The 26,442-nt window shown below is 73.8% G+C and carries 22 protein-coding genes and 3 pseudogenes; 12 read left to right on the top strand and 13 right to left on the bottom strand.

All coding sequences use genetic code 11. The features are described 5' to 3' along the window. Window positions 1-56: 56 nt before the first annotated feature. The 3 genes from ACGF5C_RS05080 to ACGF5C_RS05090 are packed head-to-tail and all read left to right on the top strand — an operon-like array spanning window position 57 to window position 6,996. Window positions 57-1,247 (top strand): AAA family ATPase, encoded by a 1,191-nt coding sequence (locus tag ACGF5C_RS05080; protein ID WP_393296792.1) that lies wholly within the window; start codon window positions 57-59, stop codon window positions 1,245-1,247. Beyond that, on the top strand, window positions 1,244-5,062 hold the full coding sequence (locus ACGF5C_RS05085; RefSeq protein ID WP_393296794.1) for a DUF5682 family protein: 3,819 nt from the start codon (window positions 1,244-1,246) through the stop codon (window positions 5,060-5,062). The genes ACGF5C_RS05080 and ACGF5C_RS05085 overlap by 4 nt, the downstream gene beginning before the upstream one ends. After that, complete coding sequence (locus ACGF5C_RS05090; RefSeq protein WP_393296796.1) at window positions 5,059-6,996, top strand: hypothetical protein; 1,938 nt, start codon at window positions 5,059-5,061, stop codon at window positions 6,994-6,996. The genes ACGF5C_RS05085 and ACGF5C_RS05090 overlap by 4 nt, the downstream gene beginning before the upstream one ends. A gap of 193 nt (window positions 6,997-7,189) precedes the next feature. Here the strand turns inward: ACGF5C_RS05090 and ACGF5C_RS05095 are convergent, their stop codons facing one another. The 7 genes and pseudogenes from ACGF5C_RS05095 to ACGF5C_RS05125 form a co-directional block, all read right to left on the bottom strand. Next, the gene (locus ACGF5C_RS05095; protein WP_393296798.1) at window positions 7,190-7,837 is read right to left on the bottom strand and encodes a hypothetical protein; all 648 of its coding nucleotides are present in this window, start codon (window positions 7,835-7,837) and stop codon (window positions 7,190-7,192) included. 20 nt (window positions 7,838-7,857) lie between these two features. Next, the gene (locus ACGF5C_RS05100; RefSeq protein ID WP_393296800.1) at window positions 7,858-8,415 is read right to left on the bottom strand and encodes a TetR/AcrR family transcriptional regulator; all 558 of its coding nucleotides are present in this window, start codon (window positions 8,413-8,415) and stop codon (window positions 7,858-7,860) included. A gap of 176 nt (window positions 8,416-8,591) precedes the next feature. Continuing rightward, window positions 8,592-8,741 (bottom strand): hypothetical protein, encoded by a 150-nt coding sequence (locus ACGF5C_RS05105; RefSeq protein WP_393296802.1) that lies wholly within the window; start codon window positions 8,739-8,741, stop codon window positions 8,592-8,594. A gap of 271 nt (window positions 8,742-9,012) precedes the next feature. Further along, window positions 9,013-9,491, bottom strand: a pseudogene (locus ACGF5C_RS05110) (ABC transporter ATP-binding protein); the annotation flags it as partial. Between the two features lie 108 nt (window positions 9,492-9,599). Then, window positions 9,600-10,895 (bottom strand): MFS transporter, encoded by a 1,296-nt coding sequence (locus ACGF5C_RS05115; protein ID WP_393296804.1) that lies wholly within the window; start codon window positions 10,893-10,895, stop codon window positions 9,600-9,602. Between the two features lie 628 nt (window positions 10,896-11,523). Beyond that, entirely contained in the window at window positions 11,524-12,186 is a 663-nt protein-coding gene (locus ACGF5C_RS05120) for a response regulator (RefSeq protein WP_393296806.1), read from the bottom strand. Further along, window positions 12,183-13,295, bottom strand: a complete 1,113-nt coding sequence (locus tag ACGF5C_RS05125; protein ID WP_393296808.1) for a sensor histidine kinase — start codon at window positions 13,293-13,295, stop codon at window positions 12,183-12,185. The genes ACGF5C_RS05120 and ACGF5C_RS05125 overlap by 4 nt, the downstream gene beginning before the upstream one ends. A gap of 510 nt (window positions 13,296-13,805) precedes the next feature. Between ACGF5C_RS05125 and ACGF5C_RS05130 the strand changes: the two genes are divergently transcribed. From ACGF5C_RS05130 to ACGF5C_RS05140, 3 genes are all read left to right on the top strand, one after another. Next, a complete protein-coding gene (locus tag ACGF5C_RS05130; protein WP_393296810.1) occupies window positions 13,806-14,825 on the top strand; it encodes a hypothetical protein in 1,020 nt (339 codons plus the stop codon). After that, window positions 14,818-15,303, top strand: coding sequence for an anthrone oxygenase family protein (locus tag ACGF5C_RS05135; protein WP_393296812.1), 486 nt, complete (start codon window positions 14,818-14,820; stop codon window positions 15,301-15,303). Before ACGF5C_RS05130 ends, ACGF5C_RS05135 begins: the two co-directional genes overlap by 8 nt. Window positions 15,304-15,685: 382 nt before the next feature. After that, window positions 15,686-16,453, top strand: coding sequence for a VOC family protein (locus ACGF5C_RS05140; RefSeq protein ID WP_393296814.1), 768 nt, complete (start codon window positions 15,686-15,688; stop codon window positions 16,451-16,453). A gap of 12 nt (window positions 16,454-16,465) precedes the next feature. Here ACGF5C_RS05140 and ACGF5C_RS05145 read toward each other — a convergent pair. From ACGF5C_RS05145 to ACGF5C_RS05160, 4 genes and pseudogenes are all read right to left on the bottom strand, one after another. Further along, window positions 16,466-16,579: pseudogene (locus ACGF5C_RS05145) on the bottom strand (ABC transporter ATP-binding protein); the annotation flags it as partial. 1 nt (window position 16,580) lies between these two features. Continuing rightward, entirely contained in the window at window positions 16,581-17,261 is a 681-nt protein-coding gene (locus tag ACGF5C_RS05150) for a methyltransferase domain-containing protein (protein WP_393296816.1), read from the bottom strand. Further along, window positions 17,258-17,932 (bottom strand): DUF2064 domain-containing protein, encoded by a 675-nt coding sequence (locus ACGF5C_RS05155; RefSeq protein ID WP_393296818.1) that lies wholly within the window; start codon window positions 17,930-17,932, stop codon window positions 17,258-17,260. Before ACGF5C_RS05155 ends, ACGF5C_RS05150 begins: the two co-directional genes overlap by 4 nt. Continuing rightward, a complete protein-coding gene (locus ACGF5C_RS05160; protein WP_393265826.1) occupies window positions 17,929-18,603 on the bottom strand; it encodes a glycosyltransferase family 2 protein in 675 nt (224 codons plus the stop codon). Before ACGF5C_RS05160 ends, ACGF5C_RS05155 begins: the two co-directional genes overlap by 4 nt. A 143-nt stretch (window positions 18,604-18,746) precedes the next feature. On the opposite strand from ACGF5C_RS05160, the gene ACGF5C_RS05165 reads away from it, so the two are divergent. After that, window positions 18,747-20,222: a hypothetical protein gene (locus tag ACGF5C_RS05165; protein ID WP_393296820.1), complete on the top strand. Its 1,476-nt coding sequence runs from the start codon at window positions 18,747-18,749 to the stop codon at window positions 20,220-20,222. Between the two features lie 101 nt (window positions 20,223-20,323). Here the strand turns inward: ACGF5C_RS05165 and ACGF5C_RS05170 are convergent, their stop codons facing one another. Continuing rightward, window positions 20,324-21,385, bottom strand: a complete 1,062-nt coding sequence (locus tag ACGF5C_RS05170) for an NAD-dependent epimerase/dehydratase family protein (RefSeq protein ID WP_393296822.1) — start codon at window positions 21,383-21,385, stop codon at window positions 20,324-20,326. Window positions 21,386-21,656: 271 nt separating this feature from the next. Between ACGF5C_RS05170 and ACGF5C_RS05175 the strand changes: the two genes are divergently transcribed. From ACGF5C_RS05175 to ACGF5C_RS05195, 5 genes and pseudogenes are all read left to right on the top strand, one after another. After that, window positions 21,657-23,000, top strand: coding sequence for a molybdopterin-dependent oxidoreductase (locus ACGF5C_RS05175; RefSeq protein WP_393296824.1), 1,344 nt, complete (start codon window positions 21,657-21,659; stop codon window positions 22,998-23,000). Further along, window positions 22,993-23,427: a hypothetical protein gene (locus ACGF5C_RS05180; protein ID WP_393296826.1), complete on the top strand. Its 435-nt coding sequence runs from the start codon at window positions 22,993-22,995 to the stop codon at window positions 23,425-23,427. The genes ACGF5C_RS05175 and ACGF5C_RS05180 overlap by 8 nt, the downstream gene beginning before the upstream one ends. Before the next feature lie 150 nt (window positions 23,428-23,577). Continuing rightward, window positions 23,578-24,093 carry an FBP domain-containing protein gene (locus ACGF5C_RS05185; RefSeq protein WP_393296828.1) on the top strand — a complete coding sequence of 172 codons (516 nt, stop codon included), beginning with the start codon at window positions 23,578-23,580 and terminating at the stop codon, window positions 24,091-24,093. A 40-nt stretch (window positions 24,094-24,133) separates the two neighbouring features. After that, window positions 24,134-24,361 (top strand): annotated as a pseudogene (locus ACGF5C_RS05190) (recombinase family protein); the annotation flags it as partial. Window positions 24,362-24,497: 136 nt separating this feature from the next. Further along, on the top strand, window positions 24,498-25,064 hold the full coding sequence (locus tag ACGF5C_RS05195; protein WP_393296830.1) for a TetR family transcriptional regulator: 567 nt from the start codon (window positions 24,498-24,500) through the stop codon (window positions 25,062-25,064). A gap of 126 nt (window positions 25,065-25,190) precedes the next feature. On the opposite strand, the gene ACGF5C_RS05200 is transcribed toward ACGF5C_RS05195, so the two are convergent. Further along, the gene (locus tag ACGF5C_RS05200; RefSeq protein WP_393296831.1) at window positions 25,191-26,393 is read right to left on the bottom strand and encodes an FAD-dependent monooxygenase; all 1,203 of its coding nucleotides are present in this window, start codon (window positions 26,391-26,393) and stop codon (window positions 25,191-25,193) included. Window positions 26,394-26,442: the final 49 nt, after the last annotated feature.

The raw sequence follows: 26,442 nt of genomic DNA on the forward strand, positions 1-26,442 counted from the left end.
GCCGCCGACCCCTGTCCCGCACACCCCATCCGAACCAGAGAGATCGAGGAACATCCGTGACCGTGACGGAACACGTCCGCCCCACCGCGGCGCCGGAGACCGCAGCCCAGGTCCTCTCCGCCGAACAGCGGTACGCCGACGAGCTGGCCTTCCTGGCCGCGTACGACGACGGAGCCCGGCCGCCGGGCTGGGCGCTGACCCCGCGTGCCGTGGTCACCTTCATCCGGGGCAGCGACGGCGAGGCGTTGAAGCTGCCCGCCGAACGGCGCACCGGTCCGGACGGCACCGAACTGCCGGCCAGCATGACCATTCCGCCGAAGTTCGTCGGTGAGCGGAGCCTGGTCGAGCGGTGCGTGGTCACCCTGGCCGGTGAGCGGGGCCTGCTGCTGGTCGGCGAGCCCGGTACCGCCAAGTCCATGCTGTCCGAGCTGCTGGCCGCCGCGGTCTGCGGCACCAGCGCGCTGACCGTGCAGGGCACCGCCGGCACCACCGAGGATGCCTTCCGGTATGGCTGGAACTACGCCCTGCTGCTCGCCCAGGGCCCGACCCCGCAGGCGCTGGTCGACTCGCCGGTGCTGACCGCGATGCGCACCGGCCGGGTGGTCCGGATCGAGGAGGTCACCCGCTGCCTGCCCGAGGTGCAGGACGCGCTGGTGTCCATCCTGTCCGACCGGCGGATGAACGTGCCGGAGCTGGCCGGCACCGAGGACGGCCTGATCCGCGCCGTGCCCGGGTTCACCGTGATCGCCACCGCCAACCTGCGGGACCGGGGCGTGTCGGAGATGTCCTCGGCCCTCAAGCGCCGGTTCAACTTCGAGACCGTCCACCCGATCTCGGACGCGGACACCGAGACCGACCTGGTCCGCCGGCAGGCCACCGCCGCCGTGCACCGTGCCGGTGCGGCGTACACGGTGGACGACGCGGTGCTGGACGCCCTGGTCACCGTGTTCCGCGACCTGCGTACCGGCCGGTCGGGCGAGGGCTGGGACGTGGAACGGCCCGGCACGGTGATGTCCACCGCCGAGGCGGTGCAGGTGGCGGCGTCGCTCGGCCTGGCCGCCGCGTACCTGCCCGGCGGGGACGCGCTCGACCTGGTGCCCGGGCACCTGCTCGGCGTGGTCCGCAAGGACGACCAGAACGACCACGCCCGACTGCTCGGCTACTGGGACGGCCCGGTCCGCCGCCGCGCCGAGGACGGCTCGGCGATGTGGCGCCGGCTCTGGGACCTGCGGGAGAGCCTGCGGTGACGACCCTTTCCAGCACGTCGACCGGTGCGGCGCCGCCGAGCGCCGGCCCGTCGACGGTCGATCCGACGACGGCCGACCCGCGAGCCGTGGTCGACGCGCTCGCCGGTTCGGTCCGGCCGTACCTGATCGGGGTGCGGCATCACAGCCCGGCCCTCGCGGCGGTGGTCCCGGCACTGCTGGACGCCGCCGGCGCCGAGGTGGTCTGCATCGAGCTGCCGGCCGACTTCCAGCGCTGGCTGCCGTACCTGTCCGACCCGGCCGCCCGGGCCCCGCTGGCCCTGGTCGGCAGCCACGGCACGGACGGGCCGATGGGCTTCTACCCGTTCGCCGACTTCTCCCCGGAACTGGCCGCGATCCGTTGGGCCCGGCGGCGCGGCGTCGAGGTGGTCTGCTGCGACCTGCCGCTGGCCGACCCCGGCTGGACCGCCGACACCACCGACCCGGCCATCGACTCCGACCCGGCTGCCGGTTCCGCGCCGACCGCCGACCCCGACCCCGACCCGGACGCCGGTGAGCCGATGCCCGGCCTGCGCCGGTCCGGCTACGCCGTCGCGCTCAGCGCCAGCGGCACCGGCCGGGACGGCGACGACCTGTGGGACCGGGTGGTCGAGGTGCGTGCCCCCGGCTGCCCGCCCGAGGCGGTCCGCCGGGCCGCCCTCGGCGTCGGCTGGGCCATGCGTGCCGACAGCGCCAGCGGCGACGGCGTACCGGCCCGGGACCTGGCCCGCGAGCGGCACATGCGCCGGGTGCTGGCCGAGGCCGGCGCAGCCGGCCGGCGGGTCGCCGCCGTCATCGGCGCCTTCCACGCCCCGGCCCTGCTCACCGCCCCGTCGGCCGACGCCGGCCCGGCCTGGACGGCCGGCGGTGCCGCCCCGACGTCCACCGTGGATGACGGCGGGGACCCGACGCCCGGCCCGGTCGGCGGAGATCCGGTGTCGACCGCCGGTGTCGCCGCCGCCTCCACCCGGCCCGTCGCCGCCCCGACCGGTCCGGTCCGGTCCGTGCCGACCCAACCCGGGTCGGCCACCGCCACCGGCGGCACGGCGATCACCTCGCTGGTGCCGTACGCGTTCGACCTGCTCGACTCCCGGTCCGGCTACCCGGCCGGGATCCGCGACCCGCGCTGGCAGCAGTCCGTCTTCACCGCCGCCGGCGACCCGGAACGGATCCGGGCCGCCGCCGCCCGGGCGGTCACCGACCTGTGCCGGGAACTCCGCTCGGCCGGTCACACCGCCGGTACCGGCGAGGCCGCCGAGACGGTACGGCTGGCCGGCGACCTGGCCCGGCTGCGGGACCTGCCCGCCCCCGGCCGGGGCGAGGTGCTGGAGGCGGTGACCACCGTGCTCGGTCAGGGTGAACTGCTCGGCCGCGGCCGGGCGCTGGCGAAGGCGCTGGAGACCGTGCTGGTCGGTGCCGACCGGGGACGGGTCGCCCCCGGTACGCCGCGGTCCGGGCTCGGCCCCGCGGTCGAGGCGGAACTCACCGCGCTGCGGCTGCCCAACCCGGACAGCCCGAAGTCCCGCGAGGTGCGGCTGGACCCGCTGCGCACCGAGCTGGACGGGCGGCGGGAGATCCTGCTGCAACGCCTCCAGGTCTGCGGCGTCGGCTACAGCGAGCCGATCGCGGTGTCCGGCACCGGCGACGGTGCCGCCCTGACCACCCGCTGGCAACTGGCCTGGACGCCGTCCGTGGCGGCCCGGCTGGACCTGGTCGGCGTACGCGGGGTGACTGCGGCGCTGGCCGCGGCCGGCACCCTGCGGGAGCGGTTCCGCCGGGAGGCTGCCGACGGTGGCCCCACCGCCGCACAGCTGCTCACCGGGCTACGCGACGCCGCCCGGTGCGACCTGCCCGAACTGGTCACCGATCGGCTCGAGCTGGCCGCCGCGGTGCTGCCGGGCACCGGCACGCTGCCCGAGCTGCTGGCCGCACTGGACCTGCTGGAGGCGCTGCGCCGGGAACACCTGCCCGGCACCACCGCCGACGGTCGTGCCCTGGCCGCCGAGCTGGCCGTCGTGCTGCTGGACGCGGCGGTCCGCGGGCTGCCCGGCCTGGCCGGCAGCGACGCCGCGGCCGATGCCGCCGCGCTGGTGGACCTCGCGGTCCGGGCCGGCGAGGACCGGATCGGCCTGCGCCTGGACGAGGCCCTCGCCTACCTGGCCCGGGCCGGTTCGTCGCTGATCCAGGGTGCCGCCCTGGCCGCCCGGGTGCTGCTCGACCTGACCGATCTGGAAACCCTGGGCACGCGGGTGGCCGGCTGGATCGACGCGGCGACCGGGCCGGACACCCGTCGGCACCTGCACCGGCTGCTCGGTGGTCTGCTCACCGCGGCGCACCCGCTGCTACAGTCCGCCCCGGCCGCGCTGGACCCGTTGCTGGAGCGGATCGAGCGGCTCAGCGACACCGAGTTCCTGGACCGGCTGCCGGCGCTGCGTGGCGGGTTCGACGTGCTCACCCCGGCGGCCCGGGAGCGGCTGCTGCACACCGTCGCCGAACGGCTGGGCGACCGGCTCGATCTGGCCCTGTCCGCCGCGCCCGAGCTGCTGGCCCGCTGGGCCGCCGCCGACGCGGCCGGCCGGGCCGCCCTGGTCGCCCGCGACATCCCCATCCCGGGCACGCCGACCGGCGCCGCAGACGCCGGAGCCGGGCCGGGCACGCCGACCGGCGCCGCCGAGGTCGAACCCGGGGCGGGCACGCCGGCCGCCTGGCTCACCGCCACGGACCGGTGGCGGCTGCTGCTCGGCCGCCAACCCGACCGGTTGCCGACCGACGCCCGCCGCTACGCCCGCGCCTTGGACGAGCTGTACGGGGCGGGTCAGGGCGAGGGCGCCACCGACCTCGGCCAGGCGGCCGGCGGCGGCCAGGAGGCCTCCTTCCCGACCGCGCGTGAGTGGGCCGACGAACTCGAGGCGCTGTTCGGCACCGCGGTACGCGAGGAGGTCATCGCCCGGGCGGCCGAGAGTGGCCGTACCGACGTGCTCACCGAACTCGACCCGGCCGCGGTACGCCCCTCGATGGAGCTGCTGACCTCGGTGCTGTCGCTGGCCGGTGGCCTGCCCGAGGGGCAGTTGGCCAAGCTGCGGCCACTGGTCAGGCGGCTGGTCGAGGAGCTGACCAGGCAGCTGGCCACTCAGGTGCGTCCGGCGCTGACCGGGCTGACCAACCCGCGTCCGTCCCGGCGTCCCGGCGGCCGGATCAACCTCGCCCGTACCCTGCGGGCGAACCTGGCGCACACCCAGCGGCTCGGCGACGGCCGGACGGTGGTGGTGCCGGAACGCCCGGTCTTCAACACCCGGACCCGCAAGGAGGCCGACTGGCGGCTCGTGCTGGTGGTCGACGTGTCCGGCTCGATGGAGGCGTCGGTGGTGTGGTCGGCGTTGACCGCCGCCGTACTGGCCGGGGTGCCCACCCTGTCCACCCACTTCCTCGCCTTCTCCACCGAGGTGGTCGACCTGACCGACCGGGTCGACGACCCGCTGTCGCTGCTGCTGGAGGTGCGCGTCGGCGGCGGTACGCACATCGCCGCCGGGCTGGCCCACGCCCGCTCGCTGGTGACCGTGCCGAGCCGCACCATCGTCGCGGTGGTCAGCGACTTCGAGGAGGGCTACCCGCTGGCGGGGCTGCTCGGCGAGGTCCGCACGCTGGCCAGTTCCGGCGTGCATCTGCTCGGCTGCGCCGCGCTGAACGACAGGGGAGTGCCCTGCTACTCGGTACCGGTCGCCGAGCAGCTCGTCGCGGCGGGGATGCCGGTCGCCGCTCTCAGCCCGCTCGAACTCGCCCGCTGGGTGGGCGACCGTGTACGCGGAGGATCACGTTGACGGACCGCACATCCACCACCGTGGACACCGACCGGTTGCCGCCGGTGCTGCCGGGGGTCGCCGCCGCGGCGGTGGCGGCCCTGCCGCCCCGGCTGCACAAGCGGCTGGACGCCACTGTCGAACGGCTGGCCGGTGTACCGGTCGGCCAGGTCGACGGCGGCGTGTCGGTCGACTGTGGCGCCGAGGCCCTGGTCACCCTGACGCCCGGACCGACCGGCGCGGTCACCGACCCGCACCAGGCGCGGTGCAGCTGCCTGCTGTCGCCCCGCTGCCTGCACCGGACCGCGGTCCTGGTCGCCTGCCCGGTCGCCGATCCGGCTACCCACCCCGATCCGGTGTCCACCACCGCCGCGTCGTCCACTTCGGACGCTGTCGGCGCGGCCACCGGGCGTACCGGGAGGGCCGGGCGCACCGGGAAGACGGATGGCGCGGGCGCCGGTCGTGCCGGACGGAGTGCGGCACCGACGAAGGCGCAACGGGCCGCCGCCGGCGCGCTGTGGCGGGCAGCCGCCGCGGTGCTCGCGGCCGGTGTCCCGGCCGCCGGCGCGGTCCCGCAGGCCGAGCTGCTGCGGGCCGCCCACAGCGCCCGGCTGGCCGGCCTGCCGCGGGCCGAGAGCGCCGCGTTGCGCACGGTACGTGGCCTGCGCGCCCACCGGGGACGACAGACCGGCCACCGGCTGGCGGAACTGGTCGAGGTGCTGCACGACCTGCTGTACGTGGCCGGTCGGCTGGCCGCCGGCGATCCCGACCCGGCGCTGGTCGGCACCCTCCGGCGGGCCTACCAGCCGGACGGCACGCTGGAGGTGTACGGCGTCTGCCGGGAACCGGTGATCAGCGCGACCGGGTACGCCGGGGTGGTCACCCACCTGGTCGCCGCCGACGGGCGCCGGCTCTCCTTCGGCGACGTGAAGCCGGGCGGCCCGGACCGGGCACAGGACTGCGCCCGGGCGGTCACCGAGATGGGCGCGGTCGCGGTCAACCACGCGGTGCTGGCCCGCGGCGGCCTGCGGATCACCGGCACCACCGTCTCCCCGGACGGCCGGCTCGGCGCCGGCAAGGGGGTCCGAGCCACCCCGATCATCGGGACCGACTGGTCCACCGGGCCCCTGGCGGAACTGTTCGCCCGTCCGCTCGCCGAGGTGGTGACCGCCCAACTCGCCGCCGACGATCCGGAGGACCCGGCCCGGGCCGGGATCGCGCTGGTCGGCTGTGACCTGATGGTGGTCGGTGCCGCCGGTGACCAGGTGCTGGCCCGGGAGTTGGCCCCCGCCACCGACGCCGGACCGGATCGCGCGCCGGTGCCGGACGGGCCGGTGATCCGGCTGGTGCCGGCCAACTCCCACCCGGTGCTGGCCCACGTGGCCAACCTGCGGCGGCTCGCCTCCTGGCCGGGCCTGCGGATCCGGGTGGTCGGCCGGCTGGACCCGGACCGGGCCAGCACGCTGCACCCGCTCGCGGTCGGCCCGGTGCCCGGTGCCGCCACGACGCTGCGGCTGCCGGCGGACTGGCACGGCCGGGCGGACCTCGGCTACGACCAGATCCAGGGCGGCCACCTGCCGCCGCGCGACCCGGCCGCGATGACCGAACCGGTTCTCGCCGTCGGTGCCGACGCGGTTGCGGAGTCCCCGCTGTGGCGGGTCCGCCGGCTGGTGGAGCTGGCTGTCTCCGGCGGTCGCCGCGCCGTCGGCGAGGCGGCCCGCGGCGAGGGTGCCGCGCTGGCTGGGCCGCTGCGCCGCGCCGGCTTCACCACCGCCGCCGCAGTGGCCGCCGCGCTCGCCGACGAGTCCGACCGGCGCGGCCGGGACGCGTTCGGCCGGCTCACCGATCCCGACCCGGACCGGTACGCCTGGGCCTGGCTCGCCGCGACCGCCCATCTCGCCGCCACCGAGCGGGAGCTGATCCGGTCCTCCTGGATCGGCCCACCGGTTGGCTGACGTGCCGGAATCCGGGGGCGATCGAGCTCCCGGGCCGGTGGGTGGCAGGCCAGGTGATCGCGGAACGTGACCCGGACCACCTGCGCCCCGGCGCCCGCCCGAACCCTGGGCGGGCGCCGACCCCTGGCGAAAGGCAGCAGGTCCAGGCCCTGGTCGCCGAGGGCCACAGCCTCGCCGGCGAGGCGACGGCACGTCAGGAATCAGCCTTCGCCCGCCAGAGTGCCAGCGCCAGCCAGGCCGAGCCGACCGCGACGAGCAGGCCGTGGGCGACCCGGACAGCCGCGGGTGTGTAGAACTGCGGCAGGAAGAGGGCGAAGCCGAGTCCGAAGATGATTCCGCTGGGGCGCGGCAGCACCCCGGAGCGCCAGATCGCGACGGCGGCCAGGACGGCCGACACCCCGAGCGTGATCAGGCCGAGCCCGAACGTCGTGATCGCGACCGGGTTGTAACGGACCGTGTCGACGAGGTCGAGCAGGTCGAGAGGCTGACCCGCGGCGTACGTGCTGGCGATGGCGTGCAGGCCGAAGTCCTCGGCGCCGTAGTAGGGCAGGACGAGTCCCACGCCGATCCAACCGGTCGCGACGGCGGCGAAGGCGAGCCGCTCGGCTCGGGTGTGCCTGACCACGTCGCGTACGGCGAGCAGGCCCAGCGTCACCAGGATGAAGCCGATCATGGCGAACAGGTGGGAGGCGACCCACCAGTCGGAACTCATCGCCCGGGTCGCGCCGTCGACTGTGGATTCGTCGGCCCATGGCCGGGTCGCCGGGTAGAGGACGAAGAGGATGCCGGCGACAGCGAGGGCAAGGGCGCCGAGCCGGGTGCGGGCGGGGGAGATGGGCATCATGTTCTCCGGCGTCAAGATCAGGTGCGGGGCAGGCTCGCGACGAACATGTGGATCAGCTGCTCGTGGGTGGTGTCCAGGTCCTCGGGCAGGCCGAAGCCGCCGGCCGCCTCGATCGAGGCGAAGCCGTGCACGATCGCCCGCAGGCAGCGGGTGGCGTGGATGGCGGCCTCGCCTTCGAGCCCGTAGCCACGCAGCACCGCGAGGAAGACCTCGAGCAGCCGTGCACCGGCGCTCGCCAGGGCCGGGTCGTGCAGGGGATCCGGCGGCATCGCGGCGTGGCGGGCCGGATGTTCGACTGCATGGTGACGGTAGGTGCGCATCAGGGTGGCGACGGCGTCGTCGCCGCTGCGGCCGACCAACGCGGCGGTGAAGCGTTCGGTCAGCTCTTCCATGATCCGTACGGCCATCAGTGCCCGCAGTTGAGCGAGGCTGCCGACGTGTTTGTACAGCGAGGGTGCGGCGACTCCGGTGCGTTCGGCGACCGCGGCCAAGGTCAGGGCGTCCAGGCCTCGATCATCGATGAGGTCGAGAGCCGCGTCGACGACGGCCGCGGTGGACAGCCCGGCCCTAGGCATGGTCGCGTTCGGGGCCGCCGGAGCGGGTCTGAAAGAGGGCTAGGCTAACGTTCATAGCCAAAAGGCTACGGCAGATAGCCGAGGCCGTCAACGCGCTGGCCGTGGCGGGCCCGTCGTGCCGAAGGGCCCCGGCGACTCAGGGCTCCCTGAACCAACGCCGGAGCGGGCTGCCGCCGTTACGTCGGCTGCCCAGCGGCCCACGCGTGGCTGGTGGCGACGACGCCGGCGACGATGCCATGCGGCGGCACCACCAGTGGGGCATCCGCACCGGTGCTGCCCGCGGTGGCCACGACCGGCGGCGCGAACGTCTGCATCGCGCTCGCCACCGCACCTTCATGCGTACGGGCACCGTGGCGTCAACCGGGCCCGCCAGCAGCCGGCCCGCCGTGCCGACGCCGCTTCAGCGTCGCACCTCCGCCAACAGGTCGAGGTGCTCTACGGGCACCGTGTCGGGGCTGACGCTCATGCTGCACTGCCCGCGGGAGGGTGCCGAGTCCGGTTTCCGCAGTCCCACCGCTGGCGGTGGCCCTGAGGAGGTTGGCATCGCCGATAAGGTTGCCACCCACGGGTCCGCCGGGCTGCGGTAGAGGTCGGACACGGTTCGTCGAGCAGGATCAGCGGTGGACGTGGCGCCAGGGCTCGGGCAACAGCCACCCGCTGCTGTTGCCCGCCGGACAGCTGGTGGGGCATCCGCCTGCCGTACCCGGCGAGACCGACGAGGCCGAGCACCTCCGCGACACGGCCGCTGCGCCGGGCGGCGCGGTCGAGGCCGTAGCCGACGTTGCCGGCCACGTCCAGGTGCGGGAAGAGCGCGCCGTCCTGGGCGACCACAGCGACCCGTCGCCGGTGTGGGCGACGTGCAGGCCTGGCCCGGCCACCGGCGTGTCACCGACACGGACCTCCCCGCCGTCGAGGCGCTCGAACCCGGCGATGCAGCGCAGCAGCGTGGTCTTGTCGCAGCCGGAGGGGCCGAGCACCGCGGTCAGGGTGCCGGCCGCCACCGTCAGGTCGGCTGCGCGGAGTGCGTGGACCGGCCCGTAGCTCTTGCTGGCGCCTCGGACGGTGAGTGTGGTCATGGTCGATCTTTCGGGCTGCTCACCGGGGTGAGTCGCAGTACATCGCGTCGGCTGATCCTGCTCTTCGAACCGAGGGTGCGGCTGGCATCGAGGAAGTCCACCGCCGGGTCAGGCGCGGGCGGCTGGTTCGGCGGGCTTCGTGGTAGGGCTGTCGCTCGGCCCACCGTCAGCTGGCTCGGTCTGCACTGCGTCGGCGGCGCGGTCGGGGGCTACCGCCTGTAGCCGGCGGACGTCCCGGCTGGCCAGCATGCCGAGGACCGAGAGCACCACCAATGCCGCCAGGATCAGCAGCGTGTCGCGGGTGCCGATCGCCGCTGCGACCGGCCCGACCGCGATCTGGCCGAGTGGGATGGCGACCCAGGACCCCAACATGTCGTAGGAGTAGACGCGGGCCAGTCGGTCGGCCGGTATGTGCTGCGCCATCGACGTGTCCCAGGCCACCGCGAACTGTTCGACGGCGAGCCCGACCGCCACTCCGGCCGACACCAGCACGACGACGGTGGGCGCCAGGGCCAGCCCCAACAGCAGAAACGACTCGGCGAACATGCAGGCCACCCCGAGCAGCAATAGCCGACGCACCCGGATCCGCAGGGCGATCAACCCACCTACGACCATTCCGGCGGTTTCCGCGGCCAGCACCACGCCCCAGGCGCTACGGCCGATCGTCTCGTCCGCGACGGCCGGGCCGAGCACGTTCACGCCGCCAGCGAGGGCCGCGTTGAGGATCATGAAGCCCAGCACTACCACCCATACCCAGGTCCGCGCGGTGAATTCCGTCCAGCCCTCCCGGAGGTCAGCGACGATGCTCGTGCGGGTGCTCTTCGCCGGCGAGGCAGCGACCCGGACTCCGGTAAACGCGAGAGCCGCGATAGCGAAGGTGAGCGCGTCGATGGCGAGGCCCCACCCCGGCCCGACCGCGGCCACCAGGAGGCCACCGAGCGCAGCGCCGCCGATCATGCCCGCGTTGATGCCGAGCCGGATGAGCGCGTTGGCCGGCTGAATCAGCTCCGGTGGCACGGTCTGCGGCGTCGCGGCGGCCGAAGCTGGCTGGGACAGCGCGCTGACGATGCCGTTGGCCGCACCGAGCGCCAGCAACAGCGGGATCGTCGCCGTGCCGGTGAGCACCAGGGCGGCCACTGCCGCCTGGGTCAGCGCACCAAGCACATTGGATCCGACCAGCACCAGCCGGCGCGGAATCCGGTCGGCCACCACGCCACCGAAGAGCACGAACAGCACGGTCATCAGCGATCTCGCGCCGACCACCAGGCCCAGGTCGCGCACCGAGCCGGTCAGATCGAGTACGGCGAAGGCCAGCGCGATGGGAGCGACACCGTTGCCCAGCATGTTGACCAGCCGGCCAGCAGCGAGGTAACGGAACGCGCCATACCGCAGCGGAGCCAGCATCAGTCCTCCATCCGGAACGGGACAACAGCAACGTGGGGCAGTTCGAGGACGCCAAGCCGTTCGCCCCCACGACGCCCTCGGCGGAGGTGTCCGAGCCCGCAGGGGTCGAACGCGGCGGTGGCTCACGCGCGGGTGGTGCAAGAGCAGCGTAATGATCGGCTTTCAGCGCGCTTCGATCGAGCCATTCTCTCCAGAGCAGAAAGGCGGTGCGGCAGACGACCACGGTCGACCTGCGGACTTTCGGCACGTCCGCGCGTCGCCACCCGTCAGCCGGCTGCGCTCCACGACGCGCGGTCTGCAGCAGATCCGCGCACCCCAACCTTGGTCGACCGGCGTTGCGAGACGTGCGATTAGGGCCGGCGCATGCGGGACGACCTCGTCTTGCGGCTCGACCGCGCAACCGCCGAAGATCTGTACGTCGCGCTGTACGAGGCCGGAGAGCAGATCGCGGCTGGCGCGGCCATCACCCCGCCCACCGCAGGTGCATTCCATCGGTGCCCGCGACCGCGAATACCACCAGCCCAACCCAATAGTGGCGACGGCGACCCACAACAGCGTCGCCAACACCGCTTCGTCCCCACCGACCCATAGGTCGACGCCGTGCTTGACCCGTTTACCACTACCCGGCTCAGGGCTGCGATGCGGTGACCAGCCCGGTCTCGTAGGCGAAGATCACCAGTTGGGCGCGATTGCGGGCGTGGAGCTTGGTCATCGCGCGGTTGAGGTGAGTCTTGGCGGTCATCGGGCTGATCACCAGGTGCTCTGCGATCTCCTCGTTGGACAGCCCTCGTGCGACGAGCGTGACAACCTCGCGCTCCCGGCTCGTCAGTTGCTCAAGGGTCGAGTCGGCGGGCGCTTGGAGCGGCCGGGCCAGGTACTCGCTGATCAGTTTTCGGGTGATGGACGGCGCGAGCAGGGCGTCGCCACGGGCGGCGACGCGTACGGCGTGGAGCAGGTCGGCGGGTTCGATGGTCTTGACGAGGAAGCCGGTGGCACCGGCCCGCAGGGCCTTGAAGACGTACTCGTCGAAGCCGTAGTTGGTCAGGATGACCACGTGCACGCCGGTCAGGTCGGGGTTCGCGGCGATCTGTCGGGTCGCCTCGATGCCGTCCATGACGGGCATCTGGATGTCGATCAGCGCGACGTCCGGCCTGTGCCGAGCGACCTGCGCGACGGCTTCGCTACCGTCGGCGGCCTCACCCACGACCTCAATGTCGTCCTCGGCGGCGAGCAGTGCCCGGAATCCGCCCCGCAGCAGTGGCTGGTCGTCGACGAGCAGGACTCGAATCATGTCGCGCCGTCCACGGGCATGGTGGCTTGTACGGTGAAGCCACCGTCGCGTCGAGGGCCGGCGTGCAGCCGGCCGCCGAGTGCGGTGACGCGTTCGCGCATGCCGAGCAGCCCGACACCGGGCACCGGACCGGTGTTCGGGGTGGCTTTGCCGTCGTCGTCGATTCTTACGGTAAGTGTGTCCGGGCCGTAGCTGATGCTCACCGATGCGGTGGCCGGGCCGGCGTGGCGGGCGACGTTGGTCAGTGCCTCCTGGGTGATCCGGTACGCGGCCCGACTCACCGCACTCGGCGGGTTTCGCTGGTTCCCATCGACGGTGAGGGTCGCGGCCACGCCGGTGGAGCGTGCCCGTTGCACCAGCTCGTCGATCTGCTCGATCCCGTGCGGGCAGTGTTGCTCGTCGCCGCGCAGCGCTTCGAGCGTGGCGCGCAGTTCGCGGGTCGCCTCGCGGGCGGCTTCCTCGACCGCCGCCAGCGCTGGCGGTGCCTCTTCCCCCCGTTTTCGGGCGAGATGCACGGCCACGCCGGCCTGCACCTTGATGACTGAGATCTGGTGGGTGAGCGAGTCGTGCAGTTCCCGCGCGATGCGCAGCCGCTCCTCGCTGGCGCGGCGGCTGGCGATCTCCTCCCGCGTCCGCTCCGCTTCCTTCGCCCGTTGTTCGGCCTGCCGCAGCGCCTCGCCGGCCGCTCCGCAGGCGAGTACCCATCCCAGCCCGAGGACGCCCTGGGCGAGCGCCTGACCCACCGGGGGGTCGCCAGGAGACGCCAGGGCCACGAACGGCTGCGCGGCCAATACGATCGCGGTCACCACCAGCATGGGTCGACGGTGGCCGGAGCGGGTCGCCGCGTACACCGCGAACAGCAACGCCACGGGTGGCACCTCGAAGCCGAGCGCCTGGTAGGCCAGCACGCACGCGGCTGTCACGACCAGCACGCCGACCGGTGCCCGCCGGCGAAAGGCCAGGACCAGCCCGTCGACCGCGAGCAGCACGTAGCCCAGCAGGCTCAGATCGGTCCGCTCGGGTGCGACGGAGGCTCCGGCGACCAGGAGCATCGCCGCTACGCACACGGCGAGCCCCCAGTGCCGGACCCCGGTCGCGATCTTGCTCATGCGGGCACCCTAACCGGTTCGCGTCGGTGGCGACGTCGCCTGCGGGGACGAGCAGCGGCGTACCGCGAACGCGGTAGACACGGCGCCGCGTGCGGCGGACATGGTAGGCACGTGCCGCGTGCGTGGCAGCCGAGAGTGCCCACGTCGGCGGGACGACCGACGGCTGAATCGCGGCCACGATCTAGGCACCGGCGACCGCCGACCTGATCGTGGGAGGGCTTCTGTGCGTGAACTGACTCGACGAGACGCCTTGCGGGCCGCGGTGGTCACGGCTGCGGCGGCATCGTCCTCGACGCCACCCTCGTACAAGGACTGCTCACGCCCGCGCTCGTCGCGCTGCTCGGCCGCGCCAGCTGGTGGTTCCCCGCCCCGCTGGCCCGCCTGCTGACAGCCCCGCCAGTAAGGAACCGGCCGGAACGCCGCATCCCAGCGGGTGCCCCCCGGCCGCCGAGACCCGCCGACGGATCGCCAGTCGCCCGTAGGTCTCACCACCACCGGAAAGGACCAACAATGTCAACGTACGTACGGCACGTCACCCCCGTCGCACCCGAGCGGGCCAACGGACTGGTGGCCAGGGTCTACGAGCAGGTCAACGCCGAGGCAAGCAGCATCGGTCCCGCCGTGCAGATGACCTCACCGGCGCCGGAGATCCTCGCCGCCGGCTGGAGCCTCAGCCGCGAAGCGCAACTCGTCGGAGCCGCGCCCGTTCTTGACAAGACGCTGGTGGCGCTCGGTGTGTCACAGGCGAACCATTGCCACTACGACACGCTCGCATGGCTGGGCGCCCTGCGGCTACTCGGCCGGCCGGACCTGGCCGACGCCGTCGACCGGGGTGAAGCACCTGCCGACGCGCGGCTCGCGGCACTGCTCGACTGGGCCCGATCAACCGCCACCGCGGGCGCTCCCGCGACCCTGCCCGGCGAACCGGTCGCCGAATACTTCGGCACGGCACTGTTCAGCCACTTCATCAACCGCATGGTGCTCGCCATGCTGCCTGCCGGCCTCACGCCCGGCACCCTGAACCCCGCCGACGAGCCGGCCTTCGAGGGCGCCCCGGTGTTCCGGCAATGGCAAACCGACCGGGCGCCCGGAGCCAGTCTGTCCCTGCTGGACGGCCTGCCCGAAGGGCATCTACCGGAGTGGGCCGCCGGCACCCCTGCGGGCAGGGCGTACGCCACCCTGGTCGCCGTCGCCGGGCAAGGAGCCGGGCTGCTCACCCCGGCGGCCCGCGACGTCGTACGTGGCGTCATCAGCGCGCATCGAGGCCGCCGCACCGTCAACATCGACCAACTGGACGAGCCGCTCTCGAGGCTGCCCGAACGGGAACAGACCGGAGCGCGCGTGGCCATCCTCGCCGGACTCGTACCGGAGGCCCTCACGGACGACGAGTTGGCCGCCTGGCGGGCAACGGACCGGCGGTACTCCGACCACTGCACCGTCTACCTGCTCGCGTACGGCGCCATGACCGCCGTCGGCCACATCGAAGAAGATCTCGCCGGAACCCAGACGCCTGGAGCGAAGAGTGCGTAGCCGAATCGCCCGGGCACTGGCCGTGCTGTCCACCGGGCTGCTCGCCGGCGCGTTCGCCTACGCCCTCGTCTCCGTCGTTCCCACCTTCGACGCGGTCCCCATGGACGTCCACCTGCGATACCGCACAGCGCTCATGTATAGGAACGGCATCTTCATGCAGGCGCTGATGGCGGTCAGCCTACTGACCTCGTTCTGGCTCGCGATCACACTGCGTGTCGCGACCCGTTGGTACGCCGCCGCAGCGGGCGTACTCGCACTCACCTCCCTGCTCGTCACCCGCTTCGGAAACGTCCCCATCAACGGAAAGATCAAGACGTGGTCCACGTCCTCGCTTCCGCCTGACCACGCCGAGCTCCTGCAACGCTGGGAGGTCTACCACGACATCCGTACCGCTACCGCCGTCACCGCGTTCCTGCTGCTGATCGTCCTCGTCGACAAGACTCGCCTGGCCCGCTCTGAAGGACATCGGTTCAGCTGACGATTCGTCCGATCCGCCCCGTACGACGCGCGAACGGTGCCACGATGCCGGCAGGGCGTGCCGGCGGTGGCCGCCCCCAGCCGAGAGGGGTCGACGTGAGCAGCGTCCCGACGGGCACGCCCCGCTGGGCCGACCTGGCCACCCCGGATCTCGCCGACGCGCGGCGCTTCTACCCGGAACTGTTCGGCTGGACCGGGCGGATCACGCCGGGGCCGGAGTCGTCTTCCTCCTCGAGAGCAGGGCGGTGGCCGGGGCCGGCCCGCCGGCCATCGACGTCATCGCCCTCGCCCGCACCGGTGCCGGCTGACAGCCGTCGGCTGTCGGGCCCGCCCGCCGCCATCCCGCCGAGAATCGCCCGAGCAGAGGAAGCGAAGCCGAAGCCATGACAGACATTCCACCGGGGGCACCCGCCTGGGTCGACCTGGTCACCACCGACCTCCCCGGCGCGGCGCGCTTCTACGCGCCCTTGTTCGGCTGGGCCGTCGCCGAGGCGGACCGGCAACCCGCGGCTGACGGTCACCTCGTCTTCCACCAGCAGGGCAAACCGGTGGCCGGTGCCGGGCCGGGGGCCGGCCCGCAACGGCCGCCTGCCTGGATGCCCTACCTGGCGACCGACGACGTCGAGGGGGCCTGCCAGCGGGTGACCGCCGCCGGCGGCCGGATCCTGACCGAGCCCTCCGACGTCCCCGGCTCCCGGCGGACGGCGCTCTTCGCCGACCCGGCCGGGGCGCCGTTCGGGGTGTGGCAGTCGCTCGGCATGCCGGGGGCCGAGGTGTTCGACGTACCCGGCTCGCTGACCTGGCCCGAGCTGACCACGCGGGAGTCGGACCGGGCCAGGGAGTTCTACGGGTCGGTGTTCGGCTGGACGGCGGACGACCAACCGATGGGCCCGATCACCTACACCACCTGGCAGCTGGACGGTCGTCCCGTCGCCGGGATGATGCCCATGATCGGCGAAGACTGGGGCGACCTCCCGTCCCACTGGATGGTCTACTTCGCGGTCACCGACACCGACAGGGTCGTCGCCGAGGCGCTACGGATGGGCGCGACGCTCGCCGTCCAGCCGACAGACCTGCCGCGGGGCCGGTTCGCGGTGCTCACCGATCCACAGGGGGCGTTCTTCTCGATCCTCGGGACTACTCCGCCCTGACCGTACGGGATCCGGCCGCACCGGCGGCCCGTGCTCGCCGTCGCCGACGCGGACGCTGGCCCGGTAGTGGGTGGCGAGCAGTTGCTCGGTGAGCACCTCGCGGCGAGTGCCGGAACATGCGAGGTTCTTACGGCTGTGGCAGCGCCACGATGGGCGTGCGTCGGGGCGCACCCGGACGCTCCGAGCGGGTCAGCTCGGCGAACCAGCGGCGGCCGGAGCGGAACACCTCGCCGACCACCAACCCGGCTGCCGCCGCCGTGCCCGCCACCGCGCACGTGTCGAGCCACGCCCAGCGGAAGGTCGGGCCCCGGTGCCGGCCGGATGCCACGTGGACCTGTCCCCGCCAGGTGCCGGAGCCGGGCGGCTCCAGCTCGACCAGCACTGTTCCCGCCGGCCGCAGCAACGCCCGGCACCGGCGCAGCAGCGCGATCGGGTCGCCCCCGATGCCGATGTTCCCGTCCAGCAGGACCGCGTGCGCCCAGCGTCCCTCCGCCGGCAACGGGCCGAACAGGTCGGCCCGCACGGCGACCGCGCCCCGGGCCCGGGTCAGCGCCACCGCCCGGGCCGACACGTCCACCCCGAGGGTGGTCAGCCCGGCCACGGTCAGCGCCAGGGTCACCCGGCCCGGGCCGCAACCCAGGTCGAGGGTGGGACCGGTGCAGCGGGTGGCCACCGCCGCCTCTGCCTTCCCGGCCGGCCCGTGCCACCGGTGCACCGGCAGGCGGCGGCGCAGTCCGCCGGCGGGCACCAGCCAGTGCGCGTTGTCGCCCCGGTCGCGCAGGGCGGCGGCGAAACCGTCCCCGGTCACGCCCGCACCACCATGGCGCGGCGCACCGCTGCGACCTGACGGGCGAAGCGGCCACCCGGGGCCGCCGCGGCCACCGCCCGCGCGTCCGACCAGTCGTCCACGTCCCGCAGCACCGGCAGCGGCATCGTGCGCAGCCCCCGCCCGGTCAGCGCGGACCACGTCGACCGGCCGGTGCGCGGAGTGGACATCGGCACCCCGCGCAGTGCGACCGCCTGCCGTGGGTCGCGTAGCCCCAGCGCCCACCAGCCGCCGTCGGCGGCCCGTCCCAGCACCGCCTCGGCGCCCGCCAGCCGGCGTACGGCGGCGGCCAGCCGCGCCGGGGTCAGCTGTGGGGTGTCCATCCCGATCTGGAGCACCCGACGGCCGGGGAACGCGGCGGCGACGTCGACGTGGGCGTTCGCGAGTCGGGCCGCGAAATCCACGCCCCGCTGCGGCAGGACCGGCCAACCGGCGACGGCGGCGGTCAGTTCGGCGGCGTCCTCGGCGTCGGTGAGGCGCCCGGCCAACACCAGCACCGGCGTCACCCCGGGAGTGTCCCGGACGGCGTCCAGGGTGTCGCGCAGCGCGGCGGCGGCCAGCTGGGCGGCCTGGACCGGGGTCGCCGGTGGGCAGAGCCGGGTCTTGACCACGCCGGGCACGGGGGCCTTGGCCACCACCAGCAGCACGGTCACCGGGGGCGCTCCACGGTGCGCAGCACGGCCGCGAAGTCCCGGGTGGCGCGCAGGGTGCCCCGGAACGAGCCGGAGACCTTGGAGCGGGTGCCCGTGGCACGCGGGGCGTACGCGACGTCGAGTTCGTGGATGCGCCAGCCCGCGGCGGCGGCCCGGATCAGCAGCTCCAGCGGGTAGCCGAAGGCCCGGTCGGTGACGCCGAGACCGAGCAACGCCTCCCGCCGGGCCACCCGCATCGGGCTGAGGTCACGCAGCGGGACCCCCCGGTGCCGCAGCAGCGCGGCGACCAGCGCCGTTCCGGCCCGGGCGTGCCAGGGCCAGACCCCGACCCGGACCGGCCGGCGACGGCCGACGGCCAGGTCGGCGCTCCCCCCGGCGACCGGGGCGACCAGGGCGGGCAGCTCCCGAGGGGAGAACGAGCCGTCGGCGTCCAGGACGCACACCAGTTCGGTCTCGGCGGCCTCGATCCCGGCGTGCACGGCCGCGCCGTACCCCCGACGGCGCTCATGGACCACCCGGGCGCCGTGCCGGGCGGCCACCTCGGCCGAGGCGTCCCGAGACCCGTTGTCCACCACGATCGCCCGGTATCCGGGCGGCAGCGCGGTCAGTACGGCGGGCAGCGCGGCGGCCTCGTCCAGGCACGGCAGCACCACGTCGATCGGTGTCGGCATACCCCGACGCTAAGTCCGCGCGGGGCGACCCGTTCCGCGTTCGGCCTTACGGAACGCCTACCGAACAGGCACTTCTTACCGTCCCGTGACGTACCGGCGACACGGCTGACAGGGGGGCGGGCAGACCGTACCGTCCGGTCGACATGAGACCCGGTGCCACACTTCCCCACTCGCCCGTGTCCGACCGCGTCCCGGCCCGCGACGGGGGCGACCTGGTCGTGCTGGGCGTCGAGGCGGCGCTGCTGGCCACGGCCGTGGTGATCGGCGCGGTGCTGAACCATCGGGGTGTGGACCTGCACGCCGAGGCCGCGCCGCTCTACGCCACCTGGCGGCCGCACCTGGGCTGGGGCACCCCGGTCGCGCTGCTGGTCGCCGTGGCCGTGCTCGGGCCGGGGCTGCGGTGGGCCCGAGCGGCCCGGTGGGGCCCGCTGCTGTTCGCCGGCTACCTGGCGGCGGTGGCCTGGACGCTCGCCCTGGCAATGGTGGACGGCTGGTCGGCCGGGCTCGCCCGGCGGCTCACTCCGCAGGCGGAGTACCTGCACGAGGTACCGCGGGTCACCGATGTCGGGCGGATGTTGGCCGGCTTCACCGACCGGATCCTCGACTTCCAGCCGGACTCGTGGTCCACCCACACCGCCGGCCATCCGCCGGGAGCCCTGCTGCTCTTCGTCGGGCTGGACCGGATCGGCCTGGGCGGCGGGACGGCGGCGGCGTTGGCCTGTGTCCTGGTCGGGGCGACCGTGGCGGTGTCCGTGCCGGTCGCGCTGCGGGCGCTGGGCGCGGGCGAGGCGGCTCGGGCGGTGCTGCCGTTCCTGGTGCTGCTGCCGGGGGCGGTCTGGGTGGGCGCCTCCGCCGACGGTGTCTTCACCGGTGTGGTCGCCGCCGGCTTGGCCCTGCTGGCGGTGCGGGGGCCCGCGTTCGCGCTGGCCGGCGGGCTGCTGCTCGGCTTCGCGCTGTACCTGTCGTACGGCTTCGTGCTGGTTGCGCCACTGGCCCTCGCGGTGCTGGCGGTGCGGCCGGCGCGCCGGCGCGGCGCGATGTTCGCCGGCGCGGCCGGGGTAGCCGCGGTGGTGGTGATGTTCACCGTCGCCGGCTTCCAGTGGTGGCGGGGGTACGACCTGGTGGTGGAGCGCTACTACCAGGGCTGGGCGGCCGACCGCCCGTACGGTTACTGGGTCTGGGCGAACCTGGCGGCGCTGCTGCTCGCTGCCGGACCGGTGGCCGGGCCGGCGCTGCGCCGCGCACTGCTCGCGGCTCGGGCGGGCCGAGGGGCGGTGACACGGGTCGGAAGTGGTCCGTCGGTCCCGTCGGCCGGCGGCCCGGAACCGGGTGGTTCGGCGGTGCGCGGCCTCGTGCGGCACCACCGGCTCGTCGCACTCGCGCGGCGGGTCCGGGGGTGCGAACCGACCGTGCTGCTGCCGGCCGCCGCCGCGCTGGCGGTGGCCGCCGCCGACCTGTCCGGGATGAGCAAGGCCGAGGTGGAGCGAATCTGGCTGCCGTTCGCGGTCTGGCTGCTGGTCGCCGTTGCGCACCTGCCCGCGCCGGCTCGGCGTTGGTGGCTGGCGGGGCAGGCGCTGACCGCCCTCGCCGTGAACCACCTGCTGTTCACCGTCTCCTGACCGAAGCCGACGCCGGGCGGGAGCGGGTGGGGCTGCGACCCGGGGACGGTCCGCCGGCGGAGTCGCCGGGCGGCCAGCGGGCGCCGGGTGCGGTGGTGTGGTCAGACCGCCACGGCGGCGGGCTCGCGCAGCGGGTCGGTGGCGAAGGCAGTCACCCCGTCGACGAAGCCGACCCGGGCGACATAGCCGAGCAGTTCGCGTGCGCGAGCGGGGTCGGCCACCACGTGCCGCACGTCCGCAGCCCGGGCCCCGCCGACCACCACCGGCGCCGGACCACCCATCGCCGAGGCCAGGGTGGCGGCCAGGTCGCCGACGGTGTGCGGCTCGCCGGAGCAGACGTTGACCGGCACCAGGCCGTCCGGCGCCGGCGCGGTCAGGGCCAGCAGGTTCGCCCGCGCCACGTCGGTGACGTGCACGAAGTCGCGCCGCTGCCGGCCGTCCTCGTAGACGCGCGGCGGCCGGCCGTCCGCCAGCGCCGACCGGAAGATCGACGCGACCCCGGCGTACGGGGTGTCGCGGGGCATCCGGGGACCGTAGACGTTGTGGTAACGCAGCGCCCACACCCCGCCCCCGGTCTGCCGACCCCAGGCGGCGGCCAGGTGCTCCTGCGCCAGCTTGCTGGCCGCGTACGTGCTGCGCGGCTCCAGCGGGGCATCCTCGGGCACGAGCGCCGGGGTGAGGGTGCCGGTGCACTCCGGACAGGTGGGGTCGTACCGGCCGGCGGCCAGGTCGGCCGGATGCCGCGGGGTGGGCCGGACGACGCCGTGCCGGGCGCACACGTAGCGCCCCTCGCCGTACACCACCATCGAGCTGGCCAGCACCAGGCGGGACACTCCGGCCCGGTGCATCGCGGCGAGCAGCACCGCCGTGCCGTAGTCGTTGTGGCTGGCGTAGTCGGGGGCGTCCGACGGGTCCAGCCCGTGTCCGACCATCGCCGCGTGGTGACAGACGGCGTCGACGCCGCTCAGCAGGTCGTCGAGGAGCCTCGGGTCCCGGATGTCCCCGACCACCGGGTCGTGCCGGCGGGACCATTCGGGTAGGGCGCCCCCGTGTGCCTGTGGCAGCAGCGCGTCCAGGCACACCACGTGGTGCCCCTCGGCGACGAGCAGGTCCGCAACCTGCGATCCGATGAATCCGGCGGCGCCGGTGACGAGTACCCGCATTCCCGTCACGCTAAATCAGACCGGTGGCCCCGCGGGCCGGTTCCGGTCGGACGTCAGCCTCCCGTAAGGACCGGCGGTGAGCCTTCGGTGATGCGGCAAAGTCAGCCGGCGGGCGGTGCTGCCGGTTAGCGTGCTGCACGAGGGCCCGCCGCGCCGGGCTCGACGACTCGCCGCCAGGAGAAACGTGCCCATCGACCCGCCGCCAGACCCGCCTCCGGGGCCCGACCCTGGCGGGCCGACGCGGGCGTCCGGCCGGCCCGAGCCCTCCGCCGTGCCACCCCGGCCGCCCGCCGTCGGGACAACCGACAGCCAGGGGTACGCCTACCCGGCGCGGCTGTGGCGGGCGCTGGACCGGCACCGCCCGCCGGGTGCCGGGGCTGCCGCCGACGCCTGGCGCAGCCCGGTACGCGGCCCGTGGCTGACCTCGGTGTTCGGTGCCGTCCTGCTTGCCGCTCTCCCGCTGGTGGTCATCACCGGGCTGTTGGACTGGATCGCCTACGGTCCCCGCCTCGGCCAGGCGCTTCCGCGCGACGTGGGCTGGCTGCACCCGCCCGTCTTCGACTGGCCGACCCGCCCGGCCTGGCTGTTCCGGGTCACACAGGGCCTGCACGTGACACTCGGCATCGTGCTGGTGCCGGTGGTGCTGGCCAAACTCTGGTCGGTGGTGCCGAAGCTGTTCGACTGGCCGCCGGCTCGATCGACGGCTCAGGCGTTGGAGCGGCTGTCGCTGTTGCTGCTGGTCGGCGGGATCCTCTTCGAGATGGCCACCGGCCTGCTCGACATCCAGTACGCCTACCTGTTCGGGTTCGACTTCTACACCGCGCACTGGTACGGCGCCTGGGTCTTCACCACCGCCCTGGTCACCCACGTGGCGATCAAGTTGCCCCGGATGGTCTCCGCGCTGCGCGGTCCGGGCTTCGCGCGTACCCCGTCGGCCGGGACCCGACCGGAGCCGGCGGACCCGGACGGTCTGGTTGCCCGGCGCCCCGGTGCGGCGACGATGAGCCGACGCGGTGTTCTGGCCCTGACCGGGGGCGGCGCGCTGCTGCTCGCGGCGCTGACCGTCGGGCAGAGCATGGACGGCGTGCTGCGCCGCACCGCGCTGCTGCTGCCTCGGGGCCGGCGGCACGGCGACGGGCCGAACGACTTCCCGGTGAACCGCAGCGCTGCCGCAGCCGGCGTCCAGTCCGCCGACACCGGGGCGAACTGGCGGCTCAGCGTGCGGGGCGGCGGCCGCAGCGTGGAGTTGGACCGGAACGGCCTGCTCGCGATGGCCCAGCACACCGCGGACCTGCCGATCGCCTGCGTCGAGGGCTGGTCGACGGCGCAGACCTGGACCGGGGTGCGGCTGCGCGACCTCGCCGCCCTGGTCGGCGTGCCCGGGTCCGCCCCGGCGCGGGTCCGATCGCTGGAACGGAGCGGCCTGTTCCGTCAGGCCCGGTTGCAGCCCAACCAGGTCCGCGACCCGGAGTCGTTGCTCGCCCTGCGGGTCAACGGTGTCGATCTGTCCCTCGACCACGGCTACCCGGCGCGGATCATCGTGCCGGCACTGCCCGGTGTGCACTGCACCAAGTGGGTCCGGGAGATCACCTTCGGGGAACGTGCCGATGGTTGAGTTCCGGCGCGGCTACGGCGCCGCGCCCTGGCACCTGCTGCTCCTGCTCGGCTGTTTCGCGGTGACGGGCTGGATCGCGTTGCGGCTGTCCGGGGAACCCGCCGCAGGCCGGATGCTGCTCTGGTTCCTCGGCGCGGTCATCGCCCACGACCTGTTCCTGTTCCCGGTCTACGCGTTGATCGACCGGGGGCTGCGCGCCGTCCCGGGGCACCGAGGCGCACCGTCGGCGCTGAACCACGTGCGGGTGCCCGCGCTTGCCGCCGGGCTGCTGCTCCTCGTCTACCTTCCCGGCATTCTCGGCCTCGGCGACGAGACATACACAGCGGCGACCGGCCTGGCCCCGCGACCGCTGCTGGCCCGCTGGCTGGCGATCAGCGGGGCGCTCTTCGCCGCCAGCGCGGCGCTCTACGCGTTGCGGCGCCGCTGACCCTTCCACAGCTTCGCCGGCGTCTGGCGCCTGGGCTCGCGACGCCCTGCGCATCTCGTCGCACCGGAAATCGAGTAGACAGGGGAATTGTATCGAGTTACAAGTTGTAAGCATGTACAGGATTGGCCAGGAGGTGACGTCGTGCGGGTCATGAGCCGGGACGAGGTGCGCGGTGCGATCGCGAACCTGGACGCGGTCGAGAGCAAGGTCCGTCTGCCGGCCTGGTTCGACGAGGTCGCGTGGGGCAAGCTCGACTACCTCGGGTGGCGAGACCCCCGAGCGCCACTGCGGGCCTACCTGGTCACCGACATCGACGGCACGGCGTCGGGCGCCTTGCTCCGCCAGAGTCCGAGCCGGGCTGAGCTCGGCGGACGAGCGGTCATGTGCTCGCTGTGCCACTTCATGCGGCGCTTCAACGAGGTCGCCCTCTTCTCCGCGCCGCGCCCCTCCGCGGACAAGCGCCAGCGGCTGAGCACGCTCGGCATCCTCGTGTGCACCGACCTCGACTGCGCCACGAAGGTACACAGCGCGCCCGTCCTCGGACCGTTCGACCCACCGGTTGACGAAATCATCCGGGCGCGCAGGGAGGGGCTGCGGATGCGTACCGTCGCGTTCCTACGCTCGGTGTCGAGCACTCCGAGAACCGTACGAGGGAGCAGCTACTAGTGGTTGCTTTCCTTTCTAGATCTGTCGAGAGTTGACTGTTGTGGGGAGTGTTTATCGGATCGGTGAGTTTGCCGAGCGGGTGGGCCGTTCGGTGAGCACGGTGCGTCGGTGGGAGGCGGAGGGCCGGATCGCGGCCCGTCGTCTGCCGTCGGGTCAGCGGTATTTCGACGATTCGGATGTGCGCAGGGTGCTGCAGCCGGGCTTCGCCGCCGGGCGGCGGAAGGTTGTGGTGTACTGCCGGGTCTCGTCGTCGGGTCAGAGGTCCGACAAGCAGATCCTGCAGGACCGGACCGATCGCCACCGGACCAGACTGCCGGTCCAGGACTCCAGCCCGGCCACCGCTGGACGGAGAGCGAACTATCCGAACCGCTCAGCCATGAGCAACGAGTAGGAAGCAGGGGATGATGGCGTACCTGGCGCGTGCGGAGCGGCGCCGCTCGATCGTCGAGGCGGCGGCCGCCGTGGTCGAGCGCGACGGCTTGAGCGCGGTGACGGCCAGAATCGTGGCGGACGAACTTGGTGGGTCGCAGGGCCAGATCCACCACCACTTCGCGTCAACCGACGAGCTCGCCGCCGAGGCCTGGCAGCACTACGCCGCGCAGCAGATCGATGAGTACGAGCGCGACGTCGACGGCCTCGATGCGTACGACGCGCTCGTGCTCTTCTTCGCCGACCTCGTGAGCGCCGACGGGGACGGGCACGCGCTGGCGCGGTGGGCCGAGGCGGGCGCACACGCGCAGCAGCGTCCCCTCGTCGCGAGGAGCTACGTCGAGACGCTCTCGCGGCTGACCGACGTCCTCGCCTCGGTCTTGGCCGGGGACTCCGAGGCCGCGCACGCCCGAACGGCCGCCTGGCGGATCCTCATGCTCGGAGTCGGGCTCGCCGGGCTCACCCGCATCACCGAGGACTCACCCGTGCCGGCTCGTGACGCCATGCTGTCGGCGATCGGAGCAGAGACGGGCCGACGCTGAACCACCCCGAGAGGCGCGGCGGTGGATGGATGCCCAGGAGCGCTCGGGCACCGGACGAGCGTGCGGAAGTCGGGCTGATGCGCCAGGTCCATTGAGACCGACCCACGGTACGGCCCCGTGCCGCCCTCAGTTCCCGTGCACTGGGGCGTCCGGGAGGGTGATCGCGGTGGCGGCCTGACGGATCGGCTCGGTGACCCGGCGGATCATACGCTCCCGGCCGGGCAGGTGCGGCATGAGTCGCAGCATCAGTACCTGGAACCGGATCTGGGCGGCCGAGCGCAGCACCATGCCCTTGAGGTTGCGTTCGGCGAGCTGCTGGTTCACCTCGACGAACGGGCGCATCCGCTGCTCGTAGTCGGCGTACCCGACCACCGGGTCGCCTGCCGTGGCGAGCGAGGTGGCCAGCACGTACGCCCCGACCAGGGCCAGGCTGGTGCCCTGCCCCGAGGCGGGCGACGCCCCGTACGCGGCGTCGCCGATCAGCCCGATCCGGCCCGTCGACCAGCGGTCCATCCGTACCTGGCTCATCGAGTCGAGGTAGAAGTCCGGCGCGTCCCACATCGCGTTCAGCAGTCGCGGCACCTGCCACCCCATGCCGGCGAACGCCTCCGCCAGCAGCGCCTTCTGCCCCGCCAAGTCGCGGTGGTCGTGCCCGGCCGGCGGTGAGGGGAAGAGGAAGAGCGCCCTGGCGTCGTCAGCGCCGACAGTGCGGTAGACGCCGACCGTGCGCCCGGGGGCCGGGTGCATGAGCTCGGTGCGATCGACACCGAACTCGGCCGGCACCGAGAAGACCGCGATGTGGTGCCCGAGCGGCCGCAGGTGGGACGGCTCGGGCCCGAAGGCCAGCCGGCGCACCGTGGAGTGCAGCCCGTCCGCTCCGATAACCAGGTCGAACGTCCGGCGCGGACCACGCTCGAACGTCACCTCGATCCCGTCGGGGACCGGGGTCGTCGCAGCGATCGAGTCTCCGAAGACGTACTCCACGTCGTCGGTGGCGGCGGTGAGGATTCGCGCCAGATCGCCGCGCATGATCTCGGCGTCGTCGCCCTCCCGACCGCCGAAGAGCTGGGCATCCATGGTGGCGAGCTGGGCGCCGTCGGCGTCCACGAACCGGGCCAGCCGCATGCCGGTGTCGTGCCGTCGCATCTGCTCCAGAAGGCCCATCCGGTCGATCACCTCGAGGCCGGCGCCCCGGATGTCCACCTTGTAGCCGCCGTCGCGGGGCGCGGGGGCGCGCTCGACGACGGTCGGACGGAAGCCGTAACGACGCAGCCACCAGGCCAGGGCAGGGCCGGCGACGCCGGCACCGGAGATCAGGATGCTCATCATGCGAGTCATAGTACAAACGTGTGAGACGCTTGTGCAAGACGTCTGTCCA

It is taken from the genome of Micromonospora sp. NPDC047620 (genome assembly GCF_043205005.1).
Classification (GTDB): Bacteria; Actinomycetota; Actinomycetes; order Mycobacteriales; family Micromonosporaceae; genus Micromonospora.